Origin of the sequence: Kribbella sp. NPDC050470 (assembly GCF_044458365.1) — a bacterium.
Lineage (GTDB): Bacteria > Actinomycetota > Actinomycetes > Propionibacteriales > Kribbellaceae > Kribbella.
Genome location: NZ_JBITHV010000002.1, coordinates 125,496 through 141,763, shown reverse-complemented (window position 1 = coordinate 141,763; position 16,268 = coordinate 125,496). Strand labels below are relative to the sequence as shown.

16 protein-coding genes are annotated in these 16,268 nt (G+C 68.9%); 11 read left to right on the top strand and 5 right to left on the bottom strand.

The window, feature by feature from the left end:
- Positions 1–36 precede the first annotated feature (36 nt).
- From ACIBGM_RS05240 to ACIBGM_RS05230, 3 genes are all read left to right on the top strand, one after another.
- The gene (locus tag ACIBGM_RS05240) at positions 37–651 is read left to right on the top strand and encodes a DsbA family protein (RefSeq protein WP_360519750.1); all 615 of its coding nucleotides are present in this window, start codon (positions 37–39) and stop codon (positions 649–651) included.
- Positions 652–743: 92 nt separating this feature from the next.
- Complete coding sequence (locus ACIBGM_RS05235; RefSeq protein ID WP_396384553.1) at positions 744–1,508, top strand: hypothetical protein; 765 nt, start codon at positions 744–746, stop codon at positions 1,506–1,508.
- A 20-nt stretch (positions 1,509–1,528) separates the two neighbouring features.
- Complete coding sequence (locus tag ACIBGM_RS05230; protein WP_360519746.1) at positions 1,529–1,996, top strand: ribose-5-phosphate isomerase; 468 nt, start codon at positions 1,529–1,531, stop codon at positions 1,994–1,996.
- On the opposite strand, the gene ACIBGM_RS05225 is transcribed toward ACIBGM_RS05230, so the two are convergent.
- The gene (locus tag ACIBGM_RS05225; RefSeq protein ID WP_360519744.1) at positions 1,960–2,172 is read right to left on the bottom strand and encodes a hypothetical protein; all 213 of its coding nucleotides are present in this window, start codon (positions 2,170–2,172) and stop codon (positions 1,960–1,962) included. The two genes, ACIBGM_RS05230 and ACIBGM_RS05225, sit on opposite strands and share 37 nt — an antisense overlap.
- A 10-nt stretch (positions 2,173–2,182) precedes the next feature.
- Between ACIBGM_RS05225 and ACIBGM_RS05220 the strand changes: the two genes are divergently transcribed.
- From ACIBGM_RS05220 to ACIBGM_RS05185, 8 genes are all read left to right on the top strand, one after another.
- Entirely contained in the window at positions 2,183–3,010 is an 828-nt protein-coding gene (locus tag ACIBGM_RS05220) for an Fpg/Nei family DNA glycosylase (RefSeq protein ID WP_396384552.1), read from the top strand.
- 63 nt (positions 3,011–3,073) lie between these two features.
- Entirely contained in the window at positions 3,074–4,168 is a 1,095-nt protein-coding gene (locus tag ACIBGM_RS05215; protein ID WP_396384551.1) for a PP2C family protein-serine/threonine phosphatase, read from the top strand.
- 42 nt (positions 4,169–4,210) lie between these two features.
- Positions 4,211–4,663 carry a hypothetical protein gene (locus tag ACIBGM_RS05210; protein ID WP_360519857.1) on the top strand — a complete coding sequence of 151 codons (453 nt, stop codon included), beginning with the start codon at positions 4,211–4,213 and terminating at the stop codon, positions 4,661–4,663.
- A 56-nt stretch (positions 4,664–4,719) separates the two neighbouring features.
- Positions 4,720–5,157 carry an SRPBCC domain-containing protein gene (locus ACIBGM_RS05205; RefSeq protein ID WP_360519738.1) on the top strand — a complete coding sequence of 146 codons (438 nt, stop codon included), beginning with the start codon at positions 4,720–4,722 and terminating at the stop codon, positions 5,155–5,157.
- Positions 5,154–5,516 carry a metalloregulator ArsR/SmtB family transcription factor gene (locus tag ACIBGM_RS05200; protein WP_360519736.1) on the top strand — a complete coding sequence of 121 codons (363 nt, stop codon included), beginning with the start codon at positions 5,154–5,156 and terminating at the stop codon, positions 5,514–5,516. Before ACIBGM_RS05205 ends, ACIBGM_RS05200 begins: the two co-directional genes overlap by 4 nt.
- 24 nt (positions 5,517–5,540) lie before the next feature.
- Positions 5,541–5,981, top strand: a complete 441-nt coding sequence (locus ACIBGM_RS05195; protein WP_396384550.1) for a nitroreductase family deazaflavin-dependent oxidoreductase — start codon at positions 5,541–5,543, stop codon at positions 5,979–5,981.
- A gap of 165 nt (positions 5,982–6,146) precedes the next feature.
- Positions 6,147–6,875 carry a CDP-alcohol phosphatidyltransferase family protein gene (locus ACIBGM_RS05190; protein ID WP_360519732.1) on the top strand — a complete coding sequence of 243 codons (729 nt, stop codon included), beginning with the start codon at positions 6,147–6,149 and terminating at the stop codon, positions 6,873–6,875.
- A complete protein-coding gene (locus ACIBGM_RS05185) occupies positions 6,876–7,712 on the top strand; it encodes a hypothetical protein (protein WP_360519730.1) in 837 nt (278 codons plus the stop codon).
- Positions 7,713–7,767: 55 nt separating this feature from the next.
- Here the strand turns inward: ACIBGM_RS05185 and ACIBGM_RS05180 are convergent, their stop codons facing one another.
- From ACIBGM_RS05180 to ACIBGM_RS05165, 4 genes are all read right to left on the bottom strand, one after another.
- Positions 7,768–11,124: a S8 family serine peptidase gene (locus ACIBGM_RS05180; RefSeq protein ID WP_396384549.1), complete on the bottom strand. Its 3,357-nt coding sequence runs from the start codon at positions 11,122–11,124 to the stop codon at positions 7,768–7,770.
- A gap of 195 nt (positions 11,125–11,319) precedes the next feature.
- Positions 11,320–12,489 carry an AAA family ATPase gene (locus ACIBGM_RS05175; protein ID WP_360519726.1) on the bottom strand — a complete coding sequence of 390 codons (1,170 nt, stop codon included), beginning with the start codon at positions 12,487–12,489 and terminating at the stop codon, positions 11,320–11,322.
- A gap of 171 nt (positions 12,490–12,660) precedes the next feature.
- Positions 12,661–14,532, bottom strand: coding sequence for an ABC transporter ATP-binding protein (locus ACIBGM_RS05170; RefSeq protein ID WP_396384548.1), 1,872 nt, complete (start codon positions 14,530–14,532; stop codon positions 12,661–12,663).
- Positions 14,529–16,193, bottom strand: coding sequence for an ABC transporter ATP-binding protein (locus ACIBGM_RS05165; protein WP_396384908.1), 1,665 nt, complete (start codon positions 16,191–16,193; stop codon positions 14,529–14,531). The genes ACIBGM_RS05170 and ACIBGM_RS05165 overlap by 4 nt, the downstream gene beginning before the upstream one ends.
- Between the last annotated feature and the right edge of the window lie 75 nt (positions 16,194–16,268).

Genomic DNA, 16,268 nt, shown 5'->3' with positions numbered 1-16,268 from the left:
CGGATCCCGTTCCTTCAACTTTGTATGATGGTGAATATGACTGCCTCCGCCGATTTCTGGTTCGACCCGGCCTGCCCCTGGGCCTGGATGACATCTCGCTGGATGCTCGAGGTCGAGCAGGTCCGCGATGTGACGACGACCTGGCATGTGATGAGCCTGGCCGTCCTGAACGATGGCCGTGACCATCTCGACGAGAAGTACAAAGCCAATCTCCGCAACCTCTGGGGCCCGGTCCGGGTCCTGATCGCCGCCGAGCAGGCGCACGGCAACGAGGTGCTGCTGCCCCTCTACACCGCGCTCGGCAATCGAATCCATGTCGACGGCCGCGGCGTGGGCGACGGCAAGGGTGACGTGGTGCAGGAAGCCCTGGCCGAGGCCGGCCTGCCGGCTTCGCTGATCGAGGCCGCCGAGACCGACCACTACGACGACGCCCTCAAGAAGTCGCACCACGCCGGCATGGACCTGGTCGGGATGGAGGTCGGCACCCCGGTCATCTCGGTCGAGGGCGCCGCCTTCTTCGGCCCGGTCGTGACGCCGGCGCCGAAGGGCGAGGCCGCCGGCAAGCTCTGGGACGGCGTCCGGCTGGTGGCCGGCACCGAGGGCTTCTTCGAGATCAAGCGGACCCGGGACCGCGGCCCGATCTTCGACTGATTTCGGTCTGTGGTTCAAGGCTTGTTTGCGGCCGGGCCAGTTGGTGAAGGTTGCTCACCGATGACTTCGTCCACCTGGTGAGTAGGTTTCCGATGACGTTGACCGTGCCGACCGGAGTGACGGCCGGTGTCGCCGTGTACGACCGCGACACCGGCCTGTTCCTGCAGCAGCACAACGCGGACCACCGGTTCCGGTCCGCGTCCGTGGTGAAGTTGCTCATAGTGCTCGACTACCTCTGGGACCATGCTCCGGCGTACGGCGTGCCGGCGAGCGACCGGACTCGGCTCGAGGCGATGCTGCGCAGCAGCGACGACGACGCGGCGAGCCACTACTGGGACGAGCTCGGTGGCGGCTCGATAGTCGACCGGATGGTGAAGCGGCTCGGCCTGACCCACACGGCCGGGCCGCCGGCCACCCATCCGGGGTTCTGGGGGTACGTCGCCATCACGGCCGCGGACACCGTCCGGATCTATCGATACATCCTGGAGCAGGCGCCGGCGCCGGTCCGGGAGTTCGTGATGGACCTGCTGCACCGGGCCACCCGGTACGGCACGGACGGCTTCGACCAGTACTTCGGGATCGCGTCGGTGTTCGCGCAGGACTTCAGCATCAAGCAGGGCTGGTCCGGGTTCCTCGGGTCGAGCGGCTACCGCAGTGACAAGGCCAAGCCGGTGGACAGCCCGGTGGATCTGGTCAGTGACGCGTTGCACACCACCGGGACGGTCGGGCCGGGCGACCGGACCATCGTGGCGGTGTTCACGCTGCATCCGGCGGGGACGCCGTACGAGCAGGCGTACGCCGAGGTGACCCGGCTGACCGGGGCGCTGACCGTGCCCGGCGTGCCGGACCGTCGGTAGCAGGTGCAAGACTTCTGGCCATGCGAGTGCACATCGGCTCCGACCATGCCGGCTTCGAACTGAAGAACCACCTGGTCCAGCACCTCACGGCTGCCGGGCACGACGTCGTCGACCACGGCCCGGCCGTGTACGACGCCGTCGACGACTACCCGCCGTACTGCCTGCGGGCCGGTGAGGGGGTGGCGAAGGAGGACGGCAGCCTCGGCATCGTGATCGGCGGCTCCGGCAACGGCGAGCAGATCGCGGCCAACAAGGTGAAGGGGGTCCGGGCGATCCTGGCCTGGAGCACCGACACCGCGCGGCTCGGGCGCGAGCACAACAACGCGAACGTGATCAGCGTCGGGGCGCGGATGCACACCGAGGACGAGGCGACCGGGTTCGTCGACACCTTCCTGGCCACCGACTACTCCGGCGAGGACCGGCACACCCGCCGGATCGCCATGCTGTCGGACTACGAGTCGACCGGCGAGCTGCCGCCGCTGTCCTGATCCTTGTCGTCGCCATGATCCTTGTCGTCAGCCGCCGGCGGCAGCACCGGCCGGCGGTTGACCGGCTGTCGCCGGCGGGACACGTCCCGGGCCCGCATCGAGCGGCCGGTGCCGACGACCGCCGGAGTGGGCGGACCGCTGCGGCCGCCGCCCTTCGCACCACCTGTCGTCCCCATAAGAGGAATCATGCCTGAAGGTCACACCCTGCACCGGCTGGCGAACGACGTCTGGGACGCGTTCGGCGGCCGCCCGGTCCAGGCGTCCAGCCCGCAGGGCCGGTTCGCCGACGGCGCCGCGCTGCTGAACGGACACGTTCTGCGCCAGACCGAGGCCCACGGCAAGCACTTCCTCGCCGATTTCGAGGGTGCCGGCTGGCTGCACATCCACCTCGGGCTGATCGGCAAGGTCGACTTCGGCCCGGCGCCGGTCCCCGAACCGGTCGGCCAGGTCCGCCTCCGGTTGCAGAACGAGACGTCGTACGCCGATCTGCGCGGAGCGACCGTGTGTGAGGTGCTGACCGATCCCGAGCGCGAGACGTTGCTCGCGCGGCTCGGCCCGGACCCGCTGCGCGACGACGCCGATCCCGACCTGGCCTGGAAACGAATTCACCGCAGCAAGCTGCCGATCGGGCAGTTGCTGATGGACCAGGAGGTCCTGAGCGGTGTCGGCAACGTGTACCGCGCCGAGGTGCTGTTCCGGGCGAAGCTGCACCCGATGACGCGCGGTCACCTGGTGAAGAGGCGCGAGTGGCAGGGTATGTGGGACGACCTGCTCGAGCTGATGAAGTACGGCGTCGAGACCGGGCGGATCGACACCGTTGCCGACGACCACACTCCCGAGGCGATGGGGCGGGACCCGCGCCAGGACGACCACGGCGGCGAGGTGTACGTCTACCGCCGGCAGGGGCAGCGCTGCCATGTCTGCCACTCGGTGATCCGGACCGAGATATTGGCCGGGCGCAACTTGTTCTGGTGCCCCAGGTGCCAGCGCACCGGCCTCACTCGCAAGAGCTGACAGCCATCAGTTGTGTTACGAGTGGATGCGCGGACCGGGGAGTCCCGTTATCTTCTTCACACCATGAACAGGAGCCGCGGTCTCGCTGAGGTACGACGGCTCAGCCGCAGGGCTGAAGCACTGGCACGGCGCGCGCGCCGTTCGCACCAGATGGCGTTCGTCGTTTTGCTGCTGACGGCACTCGTCAGCAGCGCTTGCAGCCTTGCGTGGCCGAATCACGTGCCGGCCTCGCTGCTGGTCGTCCCGCTGCTCCTCGGCGGTCTGCTGCTGCGCTTCCGGCAGTTGGTGGCGCTGACCCTGATCACGTTGGCCGCCGGTTCCTACATCGTGATGTCGCGGCCGCCGGACCTGCCGAAGACCGGGTTCGTCCTGGTGCTCGGGATCGTCGGCTGGATCGTCATCACCTCGGCGAAGGTCCGCAGCCGGCTCGGCGTCCCGGGGACGCGCAGCGAGTCGATGCTGACGGAGTTGCGTGACACGCTCACCGCCCAGGGCGTGCTGCCGGACCTGCCGTCCGGCTGGTGGGCCGAGGCCGCGATCCGGCCCGCGGGGACCTCGACGTTCTCCGGCGACTTCGTCGTCTCGACGACCCGTGGCGACGTGCTGGAGGTCGCGCTGGTCGATGTCTCGGGCAAGGGAATCGACGCGGGTACGCGAGCGCTGCTGCTGTCCGGTGCGTTCGGTGGACTGCTCGGCGTCGTACCGGTGGTGGAGTTCCTGCCGTCGGCGAACCGGTACATGCGGCGGCAGGACTGGGACGACGACTTCGCCACCGTCGTCCACGTCGCGGTCGATCTGAAGAGCGGGGACTTCGACGTGCGGACGGCCGGTCATCCGCCGGCGATCCAGTTCGACGCGTGGTCGGGGCGGTGGCTGACGAAGGAGTCCGACGGGCCGCTGCTCGGGCTGCTGGAGGCGCCGGAGTTCGAGGTCAACCACGGGCAGTTGAAGCCGGGCGACGCGTTGTTCCTCTACAGCGACGGGATGGTCGAGACGCCGCGGCGCGACATCGGGCGGGGCACCGACCGGCTCGCCGGGCACGCGGAACGCCTTGTCGCACAGGGCTTCGAGGGCGGCGCGGCCGAGCTCGTCGCGGCGGCCGGTGGTCCGGGTGACGACTCCGCGATCGTGATCATCCACAGGACGGCGCACGGCTAGCGGGGGCGGTCCGCCGATGGCGTAGCCTGCTCGGTCGTGACGATGGACAAGGATGTCTCCTTCGATGCGAACTCGGACCTGAGTGCGCCCGACGTCTCGTTCGAAGAGCTGCTCGCGATGATGCCGGACTCGGTGCGCGAGGTGTTCCCGCCGTACCGCTGGCAGCTGGAGAAGCTGTGGGAGCTCGATCTCAAGGTCGAGCCGGTCGAGGTCGCCGACCTGGCCTGGATGTTCGACCTGCCGCTGTGGCAGCTCGACGGCGAGCGGTTCAAGGTCACGCCGAACCAGGTCGCGGCCACCCCGATGAACTTCCGGGCCCACTACCAGCGGGTGATGGACGCCGACCTCGACCACCCGGTCAACCTGGTCGCCTACCGCGGCCGCCTGGTCGTGCTGGACGGCGCCCACCGGTTGCTGAAGGCCCACTTCCTCCGCCGCCGCTGGGTCGAGGCCACCATCGCCACCGCCACCCAGCTCCAATCCTGCGCGGTCTGAGCGTGATGTGCAAGTCGTGACTTGCACATCGATCGGTTGAGTGGCAGGGTGGAGGTATGGACAGCAGGGTGGAACGTGAGGTGTATGTCGATGCGCGGCCCGAGGTGGTGTGGGCGGCGGTGACCCACCCGGAGAACTTCGCCCGGTGGTATGCGTTCGGCGGTGCGGAGATCGACCTGCGGCCGGGTGGGCGGCTGGTGATGCGCTGGGACGAGCACGGGGAGTATCGCGGGTTCGTGGAGAAGGTGGAGCCGGGCCGGCGGTTCGCTTACCGGTATGCGGTGGATCCGGGCGTGGATGTCGCGCTGGGGAACTCGAACCTCGTCGAGTTCACCATCACGCCGGAAGGTGAGGGGACCAGGTTGCACGTGGTGGAGAGCGGATTCGATCGGCTGGACGTGTCGGTCGAGGAGCAGGCGAAGCGGGCCGAGGAGTCGGCGCAGGGTTGGGACGGTGGTCTCGCTGCGCTCACTGAGTTGGCGCCGACGCTGTGACCGCCGTACATGTCGAAGGGGTGCTCGAGGCGTTGGGTGACCCGACACGGCGGGTCGTCGTGGAGTTGCTCGCCGCGACGGGTGGTGGGACGGCCACCTCGCTGGCGGGGCAGTTGCCCGTGACCAGGCAGGCGGTCGTGCAACATCTCGCCGTACTGCGGGAGGCCGGTCTGGTGGAGAGTCGGCGTGAGGGTCGTGAGGTCCGCTTCGAGCTTCGCCCCGCCGCTCTGACCGCGACCGCAGAGTGGATGGCAGACGTCGCGGCCCAGTGGGACAATCGGCTGCGGATCATCGCCGAGATCGCCGAGACCGCGCAGGTCGAGGCCCAACTCGACGCGCCGAGGACTATTGATGGGTGACGCGTCACCATTAGAATTGATGACATGACATCGAACAACGACGAGTACGCGCCGAGCCCGACCGACTGGGTGCGCACCCAGGTGGAGAAGGTCGAGGCGGCCGGGACCACCGAGGTGGTCGACATCATGGGGATGCGGGTCGTGCTGCTGACCATGCGCGGCGCCAAGTCGGGCAAGATCCGCAAGGTCCCGCTGATGCGGGTCGAGCACAACGGTGTGTACGCCGCCGTCGCCTCGCTCGGCGGCGCGCCGAAGAACCCGGTCTGGTACTACAACCTCAAGGCCGACCCGAAGCTCACGCTGCAGGACGGCGAGGTCGCCAAGGAGTACGTCGCCCGCGAGATCGAGGGCGCGGAGTACGACGAGTGGTGGGAGCGGTCGGTCGCGGCCTACCCGCCGTACGCCGAGTACCAGACCAAGACCAGCCGGAAGATCCCGCAGTTCGTCCTGGAGCCGGTCGGCTAGTCCCCGTGCTCTGTGCGCGGACGGTCGGTTAAGTCCGCGCACAGATCCGGCCCGGATGGGCAGGTGGTCACCGGGACAGGCCTCGGCTTGTGAGACGCTGGCCGGGGTAGTCCGGCGCGCTGCGTCGACCGAGTTCTGGGAGTCGTCCTGACCACACACGACGCGGTGCAGGAACCGTTCGTCGGGTCGACGCGGTTGCGTCTGGCCGGACTGGCACTGCATGCCTATACCGCGAGCGGAACGGTGCTCGCGCTGCTGATCGTCATCGCCGCCATCGACGGCGACGCCGTCCGGGCGCTCTGGCTCGGCCTGGCCGCGCTGGTGATCGACGGAACCGACGGGATGCTCGCACGCCGGCTGCGGGTGAAGGAGACCATCCCGTGGTTCGACGGCGCGATGCTCGACAACATCGTCGACTACCTGACCTACGCGTTCGCTCCGATCGTGCTGCTCTGGACCGGCGACTACCTGCCGTCCGGCGCCTGGGGCGCGGTCCTGGCCGCGCTGCCGTTGCTTGCCTCCAGCTACCAGTTCTGCCGGGTCGACGCGAAGACCGACGACCACTTCTTCCTCGGCTTCCCCAGCTACTGGAACGTGGTCGCCTTCTACGTCGTCATCCTCGGCCTCAGCCCGGTCACCACCGGCGTCATCCTGGTGGTCTGCTCGATCCTGGTGTTCATCCCGGTCAAGTACGTCTACCCGTCCCGGACCAAGGCGTTCCGGTCCATGAACCTGCTCACGACGGCGGTCTGGCTGGCGGCGTACGCCGTACTCCTCGCCCAGATGCCGGACCCGAACGCGATCGTGGTCGCGATCTCGCTGTCCTACCTGCTGTACTACGCCGTCCTCAGCCTGTACCTGACCTTCTGGGTGCCTCGGCGCAAGGCCGTGTGAGTGGTCCTAGGTCTCGGCGCGGCACTCGGTGCCGCCTTGCTGTTCGGTATCGCGTCGATCCTGCAGGCCGTCGGTTCGCGTGCGGTGCCGACCGAGTCGGAGCTTGACCCGCGGCGGCTCGGTGGATTCGTCGTCGCACTGCTCAAGCAGCCTGCGTTCCTCGCGGCGCTGCTGCTGAACCTGGCCGGCTTCGCGCTGCACTTCGTTGCCCTGCGCCTGCTTCCGCTCTACCTCGCCCAGGCCGGCATCGCCGTCAGCCTGGTCGTCACCGCCCTGCTCGCGACCCGGCTGATGTCGGACCAGCTGAGCGCGCTCGAGTGGTCCGCCGTGGTCGCAGTCTGCGTCGGCCTCGGCCTGCTCGCCGTCTCAGCCGGTCATGCGGGTGACAGCACCCGTCACCAGGGCCTCACGATCGGCCTCATCGTCGGCCTCGTGGTCATCGCCGTACTCGGCGCCATCGCCAGCCGCTCCCAGCACGGCGTCTCCACAGCGCTGCTGGGCCTGCTCGCCGGCCTCGGGTACGCCGGAGTCGCCATCTCAGCGCGGTTGCTGCAGGACGGCTCGATCGCCGAAGTCCTCCGCAGCCCGACCACCTACACCCTGGTCCTCAGCGGCGCGCTCGCCTTCATTCTCTACTCCCTGGCCCTTCAACGAGGCTCGGTAACCCTCGCCACCACCCCGATGATCGCCCTCCAAACCATCACCCCCGCCGCCGTCGGCGTCTTCGTCCTGGACGACGCCGTCCGCGCCGGCTGGTGGCCCGGAGCCGTCACCGGCTTCGTCCTGTCCGCCATCGGCTCGGTGATCCTCGTCCGCTTCGAATCCGTCAAGGACTGATCCGGGCCGGACCCCGCGGGGGTCCGGCCCGGATGCCAGGGCGACGGTCAGGTCGTCAGTTCACGATGATCCTGTCGACCTCGATCGTGATGCCCTTGACCAGTGGCGTGGAGGTGCCGGTCGTCACCGTGCCGGTACCGCGTTGCACACCCTTGATGTTCATCGAGTAGGTCATCGAACCGCCCGGAGCCCCAGGCGTGCTAGTCACCCGGTAGTCCGTGACCGGCGGGCCGGTGATCTGGCCGCCGGCCGTGCCCTCGAAGTTCTCGGCGCCGACCGTCAGGCCGTAGCCTGCGGGCGGACTGCCGGGAAGGTTGGCCGGGTCGTAGGCGTACGTGATGTCCTCGGTGCCGTTGACGCCGATCCACTGCTGGAACACCTTCAGGCTGGTCGTTCCGAACAGGTTCACCCGCCACTCCAGGACGACCCAGTCGCTCACCCCGTCGGTGAGGATGGTGGCGAAGACGCCCGGCGCCCCGGTGCCGTCGAGGTCGGTCCAGTACGACGCCAGCACGTTGTTCGGCCGGGCTGGGTCGGGCAGCGTCTGCGGCAGGAACTGCACGTCGTCCCCGGACGCTCCACCCACGACGGAGTACCCGTTGGAGGTGACCCCGATCTGGCTGTACGTCTGGCCGGCGTACACGAACGGCGGGACGTTGAAGTTGAGCGCCTGCTCGTCTCCGATCGGGGTCGGCGTGACCCCGAACGCGTCCAGCGGAATGTACCCAGCCAACGAGCCCGGCGCGATGCCCGGCGCGTCCGGCTGGCGCCCTGCCAGCGTTGCCGTCTTGGTCGCGACCTGCGTGCCGATCTTGGTCGCGCCAGTGACGCTGTTGAGCCGCAACTGCGAGCTCAGCGTGCTGACCGCGGTGACGTCCGTGGTCTGCAGGCTGTTGTTCTGCACGGTCACGGTGCAGGTCGACTGCCCGGTGTTGCGGGCGATGGTGGACGGAGTGCAGGTCTGGTCGACCGGCACGATGCCCTCCTGGCGGAAGAACGCCACCGGAAGGTGCAGGGCCCGGCTGCCGCCGACCTGCTTGAGGTTGACCTGGCCGAAGTACTGGCCGTCGGGCAGGGCGGGTGCGGTGATGGCGATCGTCAGCTTCTGCGTCTTACCGGGCTTCACCTGGAACGCCGGCGGCAGCACGCTGATGCTGGCGCCGTTGACCGTTGTGCCGGAGGCGGTGAAGGTGAGCGTCTGGTTCGTGACGTTCTTGACGACTCGCTCGGCAGTGATCACGCCCGGCATGGTCGGCGCGTTGACCGACGGCAGGTTCAGGTCGATCCGGTTCAGCGGGTCGGTGGCCGACGCGGCGTAGTTGGCCGCCGTCTCGTCCAGCGTCAGGCCGGGATTGCCGGCCTTGGTCAGGTCGATCCGGCCGCCGCCGTAGTCGAACGGGTCGGCCGGGGTGACGCGGTCGGGCTTGGTGACCGACGTCTTGGCGGTCGTCTCCAGCGCGGACTTGATCTGGCCCGGCGTCCAGGACGGGTTTAGGGCGAGGACCAGCGCAGCGGAACCGGCCACGTGCGGCGAGGACATCGACGTACCGGCGATCACCTGGTAGAGGTTCCCGGGCGGTCCCTCGGCCGGAGACTCCGGCGTCGGAGTCGCGCCGGCCATGATGTGCAGGCCGGGCGCGGTGACGTCGGGCTTGAGGAAGTCGCCACCGGGGCCACGCGACGAGAAGTGCGTCATCACGTCGCCCTGCCAGGTGGCCGTGGCGCCCTGCGTGAACGATGCGGTGGTGCCGGGGTGCGCTGCGAGGAATGCCAGCAGCGTGTCGGAGTCAGGCTTCTCGAGGTGCACGGTCGGCAACCAGTGGTTGTCGGTGAACACATCGGCCGGTGCGGCGTTGTACATGAGCATGCCGACGGCACCGCCCTGCCGGACGTTGAACCCCTTCATCACGCGGCCGGGGCTGAACTGGCAGGCGACGATCTTCCCGGCGAAGAGGCCTGCAGGTGCGGGCGTGTTGCACAGCGCGTTGTTGTACGGCGGCGCCGAGCCGAGGACGACCGGTGCCGCGGTGCTCAGGCCCGCCGTGATCGTCGCACCCGAGATGGTGGCAGTCTCGAGCGCGCCACCGGGATCGTTCAGCGTGACCGTCGAGCGGAAAGTACGGCTCTGCGTGGACGCGGCGACCGTGGTGACCCACGGGCTGCGGTGGTCGGTCGTGTTCGCGCCCGGACCGGAGTTTCCGGCCGAGGCGGAGACGAACACGCCGGCGGCGTACGCGTCGAGGAAAGCGAGCTCGACCGGGTCGCTGTACGGGTTGCTGCCGCCGGAGATCGAGAAGTTGATCACCCGGACGCCGTCGAGGATGGCCTGTGCGACGGCCTGGACGGAGTCGGACGGGAAGCAGCCCTCGGCGCCGCAGACCTTGTAGACCGAGACGGCCGCGGCCGGCGCGATGCCGGCGATCGGGCCGCGGTCGATACCGAGCGGGTTGGCGTTCGCGACCGGTCCACCGGCCGAGGTGGTGGCGGTGTGGGTGCCGTGGCCGTTCGAGTCACGCGCGCTGTCGGGGTAGACGTCGCCGCCGATCACCGCGTTGTACGTGTCGAGGAACGGCTGGCCGCCGATGAGCTTGCGGTTGCAGACGAACGGGTCCGCGGCCGGTGTCAACGGGTTGTCGCCGAAGTCGCACGTCCGCGGGGTGCCGTCCGCCTTCGGCGGCGGCGCCGGCAGCGTGCCGGGATCGGTGAAGGACGGGTGTTCCGGCCAGGCGCCGCTGTCGAGGATGCCGACGACGATGCCCTTGCCGGAGTTGGCCGAGCCCCCGAGCTGGCTGTAGATCGCCGGAGCCCCGATGAAGGAGGCACTGGAGTCGGTCAGCAGCTGCTGCGGATTGTCGGGCTGAACCGCCGCCACGCCGGGCAGCTTCAGCAGGTCGCGGGCCTTGTTCGCGGGCAGGCTGACGGCGACACCGCCGTACACGGTGCGCAGCTTCTGGCCGGCCTTCGCGCTCGGAACCCTCGTGCTCATGGCGGCGAGGAAGTCGTTCTCCATCGCGGTGACGTGTTTCAGGTATTTGGCCGAGTTGGCGCTCTTGGTGTCGAGCCGTTTGCCGGTGACCGAGGGGCTGGTGCCGGGCAGGCCCTTCAGGCCGCCGCGGTACGAGGCGAGCGAGTCGTAGTCGAGCTTGACGACGACCCGGACCTGCTTGGCCGACGTGCTGTTGACGAGATTCGGGTCGCTCTTGGCCAGCTGACCGCTGGGCGACTTGGCCCCGTTGACCGTACTGGCGACGGTCAGCGGCGTCGCCGTCCAGGGCCGGCCGTTCGGCGCGGTGGGGGACGGGTCGGCGGCTGACGCGCTCAGCGCCGGCAACGTGGCGGCGAGCAGCAGGCCGGCGGACAGGCCGGCCAGGGTGGTACGTCGAGTTGTTCGTCGGTGGATCGGTGACCTCATGCGCGGCCTCCTGTGAAGGCGGAAAGACGCCGTCACCACAAGGAGACAGACATGGGACGTCGGGCAGACGCCAGGTCGACGCAGCAGACCCCTCAGTCCTGTGACCGAACCCCCCCGGGTACCGGCGTACGGCAGGCACCCCCACGGTGCCGGCCTGAGCCGAGGCTATGCCAGAACTCCGACCCCGGCTAGACCTCAGCGGGTGGGCCACTTCCACGGTGGTTCGTCGAGCGGGCGCTGGCCGTCGATGGTGGTGGCGCCGTGGTCCTTGACGAGCTCGATGGTGTGGAGGTCGTCGGTCAGGGCGTCGAGGGCGGCCAGGAACGGGCGGGAATGGGTGACGACGATGACCTGGGTGTCCTTGGCGGCCGTGACGACCAGATTGGCGAGGGCCGGGAGGAGGTCGGGGTGCAGGCTGGTTTCGGGTTCGTTGAGGACCAGGAGCTCGGGTGGGCGCGGGGTGAGGAGGGCGGCGACCCAGAGGAGGTAGCGGAGGGTCCCGTCCGACAGCTCGGCGCCGGAGAGTGGGCGGAGCAGGCCGTGCTGGCGAAAGGCGATCTCGAAGCGGCCGGCGGTGCTGACGATCTCCACCCGGCTGCCGGGGAACGCCAGCTCGACCGCCTCGTCGAGGGCGCCCTTCGCGCCGATCTCTCGGATGGTCTGCAGCGCGGCCGCTAGGTCGGCGCCCTCCGGATCGAGGATCGTCGTCCGCGTGCCGATCTGCGCACGTCGAGCGGGTGCGTCGGTGTCGGTCCGGACGTGGTCGTAGAACCGCCAGGCCCGCATGCGTTCACGCAGAGCAAGTAGCTCCGGTGCCCGTTGCGGGTCGGCGAACTCGCTGAGCATGCTGTCGAAGGGCTGGAGCACATGCCCGCCGTCCTGCCACCGCCCGTCGCTGTCGCGGATGCGCGCGCCGCCACCGCCACGCTCCATCAGCAGCGCGGCCGGGCGCAGGAACGGGCCGGCCCACAACGACTCCCGCTTGATCTCCGGATCGAGGTTGAACGCCGACGGCTCGCTCCGCACGCCGCTGACCGGAATCGGCATCCCGAAGTCGACGGCGTACCCGTAGTCGTCCGACGCGAACCCCATCCGCAGCGCCACCGGCCCGGTCCGGACGGTGCCCTGAACCGGCCTGTCTTTGCGCACATGCTCCGGTCCTGCCCACAACGTCGACTGCAGGCCGCCTTCCCGGGCAAGCGCGGCTACGGCACCGTTACGAGAGGCGTCAGCGAGCAGGCGGAGCGCGCGGTAGAGGCTGGACTTGCCGGTCCCGTTCGCCCCGGTCACCACGTTGAGCCCCCGCAGAGGCATCACCAACCGCCGCAGCGACCGATAATTCTCCACCGCCAACGTAGTCAACATGCCCTCACGCTACCCACCCCCACCGACAGAACCCGACGGAAGACGGTCGCAGTTGGCCCGCAGGTTGCAGAGGGCAACAACTGGCAACCCGGTGATTGACTGGCGGGCGACGGAGGAGCATGCGTAGCGGGCGCGTGGGGAGGACCCCACGCGCCCGCTACCGCGGTTGAATCAGGCTAGGGACTCTTCCCAGGCTTGGTGGAGGCCGGCGTAGCGGCCGCCGGTGGTTATGAGGTTGTCGGGGGAGCCGTCTTCCATGATCTGGCCGTACTCGAGGACCAGGACGCGGTCCGCCGTCTCGACCGTGGACAGGCGGTGGGCGATGACGATCGCCGTACGGTCGGCCAGGATGGTGCGCAGCGCGCGCTGGATGAGCCGCTCGCTGGGGATGTCCAGGCTCGACGTCGCCTCGTCCAGGATCAGTACAGCGGGGTCCGCCAGGAACGCCCGGGCAAACGCAACCAACTGCCGCTGCCCGGCCGACAGCCTGCTGCCGCGCTTCTCCACCTGAGTCTCGTACCCTTCAGGCAGCGCCATGATGAAGTCGTGCGCGCCGATCACCTTGGCCGCCTCGACCACCTCGTCCAGCGTGGCGTCCGGCTTGCCGAACCGGATGTTGTCCGCGACCGTCCCGGTGAACAGGAAGTTCTCCTGCGTCACCATCACCACCCGCTGGCGCAGGTCGTCCTCGGTGAGGTCGCGCAGGTCGGACCCGTCCAGCAGCACGTGACCGCTGGTCGGGTCGTAGAACCGCGCCACCAGCTTGGCGATCGTGGTCTTGCCCGCACCCGTCGTACCGACGAGCGCGAGTGTCTGCCCCGCCGGCACGTCGAGGTCGAGGCCAGGCAGCACCGAGACGCCGTCGACGTACTGGAACTGCACCTTGCGCAGCTCCAGGTGTCCCCGGCTCTTGCCCGGTCGCACCGGCTTGACCGGCTCCGGTACGTCGGGCTTCTCGTTGAGCACCCCGGACAGCTTCTCCAGGGCCGCGCTCGCGGACAGGAAGGTGTTGTAGAACTGCGAGATGTCCTGCAGCGGCTCGAAGAACTGCCGCAGGTAGAGCAGGAACGCGGTCAGCACCCCGACCGTCACGTGACCGTGGTACGCCTGGTACCCGCCGTACGCCAGGATCGCGACGATGGTGATGTTGCCGACGCCCTTGATCGACGGCATGAAGATCGCGTTCAGCCGGAACGACTCGAGGTTGGCTTCCCGGTACTTGTCGTTGACGCCGTGGAAGATCTCCTCGTTGCGCGGCTCGCGGCGGAACGCCTGGACCGCGCGGATGCCGGTCATCGACTCGACGAAGTGCACGATGACGAGTACGACGGCCTCGCGGGTACGGCGGTACACCACGGCGGACCGGCGCCGGAACCAGGCGGTGATCAGGATCAGCGCCGGGAACGACAGCAACGCCAGCAGACCGAGCTTGAAGTCCAAGGTCAGCAGCAGGATCGCGGTGCCGATCAGGGTGAGCAGCGCCGTGACCAGACTGTCGAACCCGTTGGCCAGCATCTCGTCGATGACACCGACGTCCGAGGTGAGCCGGGAGATCACCCGGCCGGAGGTGTACTTGTCGTGGAACGCCGGGCTGAGCCGCTGGAAGTGGTCGAACACCCGGCGGCGCAGCCCGAGCAGGATGGTCTGGCCGAGCTTGCCGGACCGCATCAGGAACAGCTGCCGGGCGAAGGCCTGCACCAACGCCATCACGAAGACCGTGACCACGATCGTGATCAGGGTTCGTGGACCTTCGCCGGCGAGGATCGGCGGGATGCCGTTGTCGATGCCGAGGTGGACCAGGTACGGCACCGCGAGCCGGGCGGCGTTCTCGACCACGACGATCACGACCAGCAGCCAGATCATCTTGGAATACGGCCGGAGCAGCTCGCCGAGGAGTTTACGCGAGTCCTCCTTCAACCGGATGGTCGTTGCCCTCGACAACTCCCGGTCGCCCTCGTCCTCGAAGTACCCCCGCCAGGACTGTTCCGCCGACTTCTCCTCCTCGGCGTCGGACTCAGGAGGTGTCTGCTGCGTTGTCGTCATGCGTGCACCTCCTCTTCCTCGGCCGCGAGCTGCAGCCGGTACGCCGGTACGTCGGTCAGCAGCTCCTGGTGCGTGCCGACGTGGGTGATCGTGCCGTTCTGGAGCAGGGCTACCTTGTCCGCCAGCATCACCGTCGACGCGCGGTGCGCGACCACGATGCCGGTGGTGTCGGAGAGCACGTTGCGCAACGCCTCCTCGACCAGCGCCTCGGTGTGTACGTCGAGTGCCGACAGCGTGTCGTCGAGCACCAGGACGGCGGGCTTGGCGAGCACCGCCCGGGCCAGCGCAAGCCGTTGCCGTTGGCCACCGGACAGCGACATGCCCTGCTCGCCGACGCGGGTCTCCAGGCCCCACGGCAGGTCGTTGACGAACTCGGCCTGCGCGACCTGAAGGGCCTGCTCGATCTCTGCCTCGGTCGCGTCCGGCCGGCCGAGGGTGAGGTTCTCCCGGACGCTCATCGAGAACAGCGTCGGGTCGTCGAACGCGGACGCGACCGCGCCGCGCAGCGACTGCAGGGTCAGGTCCCGGACGTCGTGCCCGTCCAGCGTGATCCGCCCGCCGGTCACGTCGTACAGGCGTGGAACCAGTGCGGTCAGGGTGGTCTTGCCGGACCCGGTGGCGCCGACCAGGGCGAGCGTCGTACCGGGGGTGAGGTCGAGGTTGACGTCGTGCAGGACCTCGGGGGAGTCGGGGGAGAACCGGAAGCTGACGTTCTCGAACCGCAGGTGGCCGCGGGGGTTCGCCAGCTCCTCGTCGCCCGACTGGATGGTGGACCAGGTGTCCAGGATCTCGCTGATCCGGTCCGCCGCGGTCATCGACTCCTGCGCCATCGCCAGGATGGCGCCGAGCGACGTGACCGGCCAGATCAGCGACAGCATCAGCGTGATGAAGGCGACCAGGGTGCCGAGGGTGATCGCCTCCCGGCCGACGGCGAGCGCGCCGAGCAGCAGCACGACCACCAGGGTCAGGTTGGGGATCACGCCCAGGAAGCTCCAGAACCGCGACGCCAGCCGGACCTTGTCGACGGAGGTGTTGAACAGGGTGATGGCGCCGTCGTCGAACTGCTGCTGGACGTGCTGGCGCCGGCCGAACGCCTTGATCACCCGGAAACCGAGCGCGGATTCCTCGATCCGGGTGGCCAGGTCGCCCTGCTGGTCCTGGACCTTCCGGGAGATCACCAGGTACTTGCGCTCGAACTTGAGCGACACCACGATGATCGGCACCGCTGCCGCGAGCACGACGACACCGAGCGGCCAGTACAGCCGCAGCAGCAGGGTGGTGACGACCACAAGCTGGAGGATGTTCATCACCAGGAACAGCAGGCCGAAGCCCATGAACCGGCGGATGGTGGACAGGTCGGTGGTGACCCGGGAGAGCAGCTGGCCACTCTGCCAGCGGGTGTGGAACTCCATCGGGAGGGACTGCAACCGCACGTACAGGTCGTGCCGGAGGGTGGCCTCGAGGTCGCTGACCGTCCGGGACTGGGCCCAGCGGCGGACCCAGACCAGGATCACTTCGGAGATGCTGAGGCCGAGGGCGAGCAGTGCCAGCGGGACCAGCAGATCGAGCTCGCGGCGGGTGACCGGGCCGTCGATGATGGCCCTGGTGACGAGGGGGACGGTGAGGCTGACGCCGACGCCCAGCATGGCGGTGGAGAACATCGTCACCAAGCGCCAGCGGTGTGGTCGGAGATAGGGGCGGAGCCGCCAGAGGTTGCGGCTGCGTTCGGGTGCTCT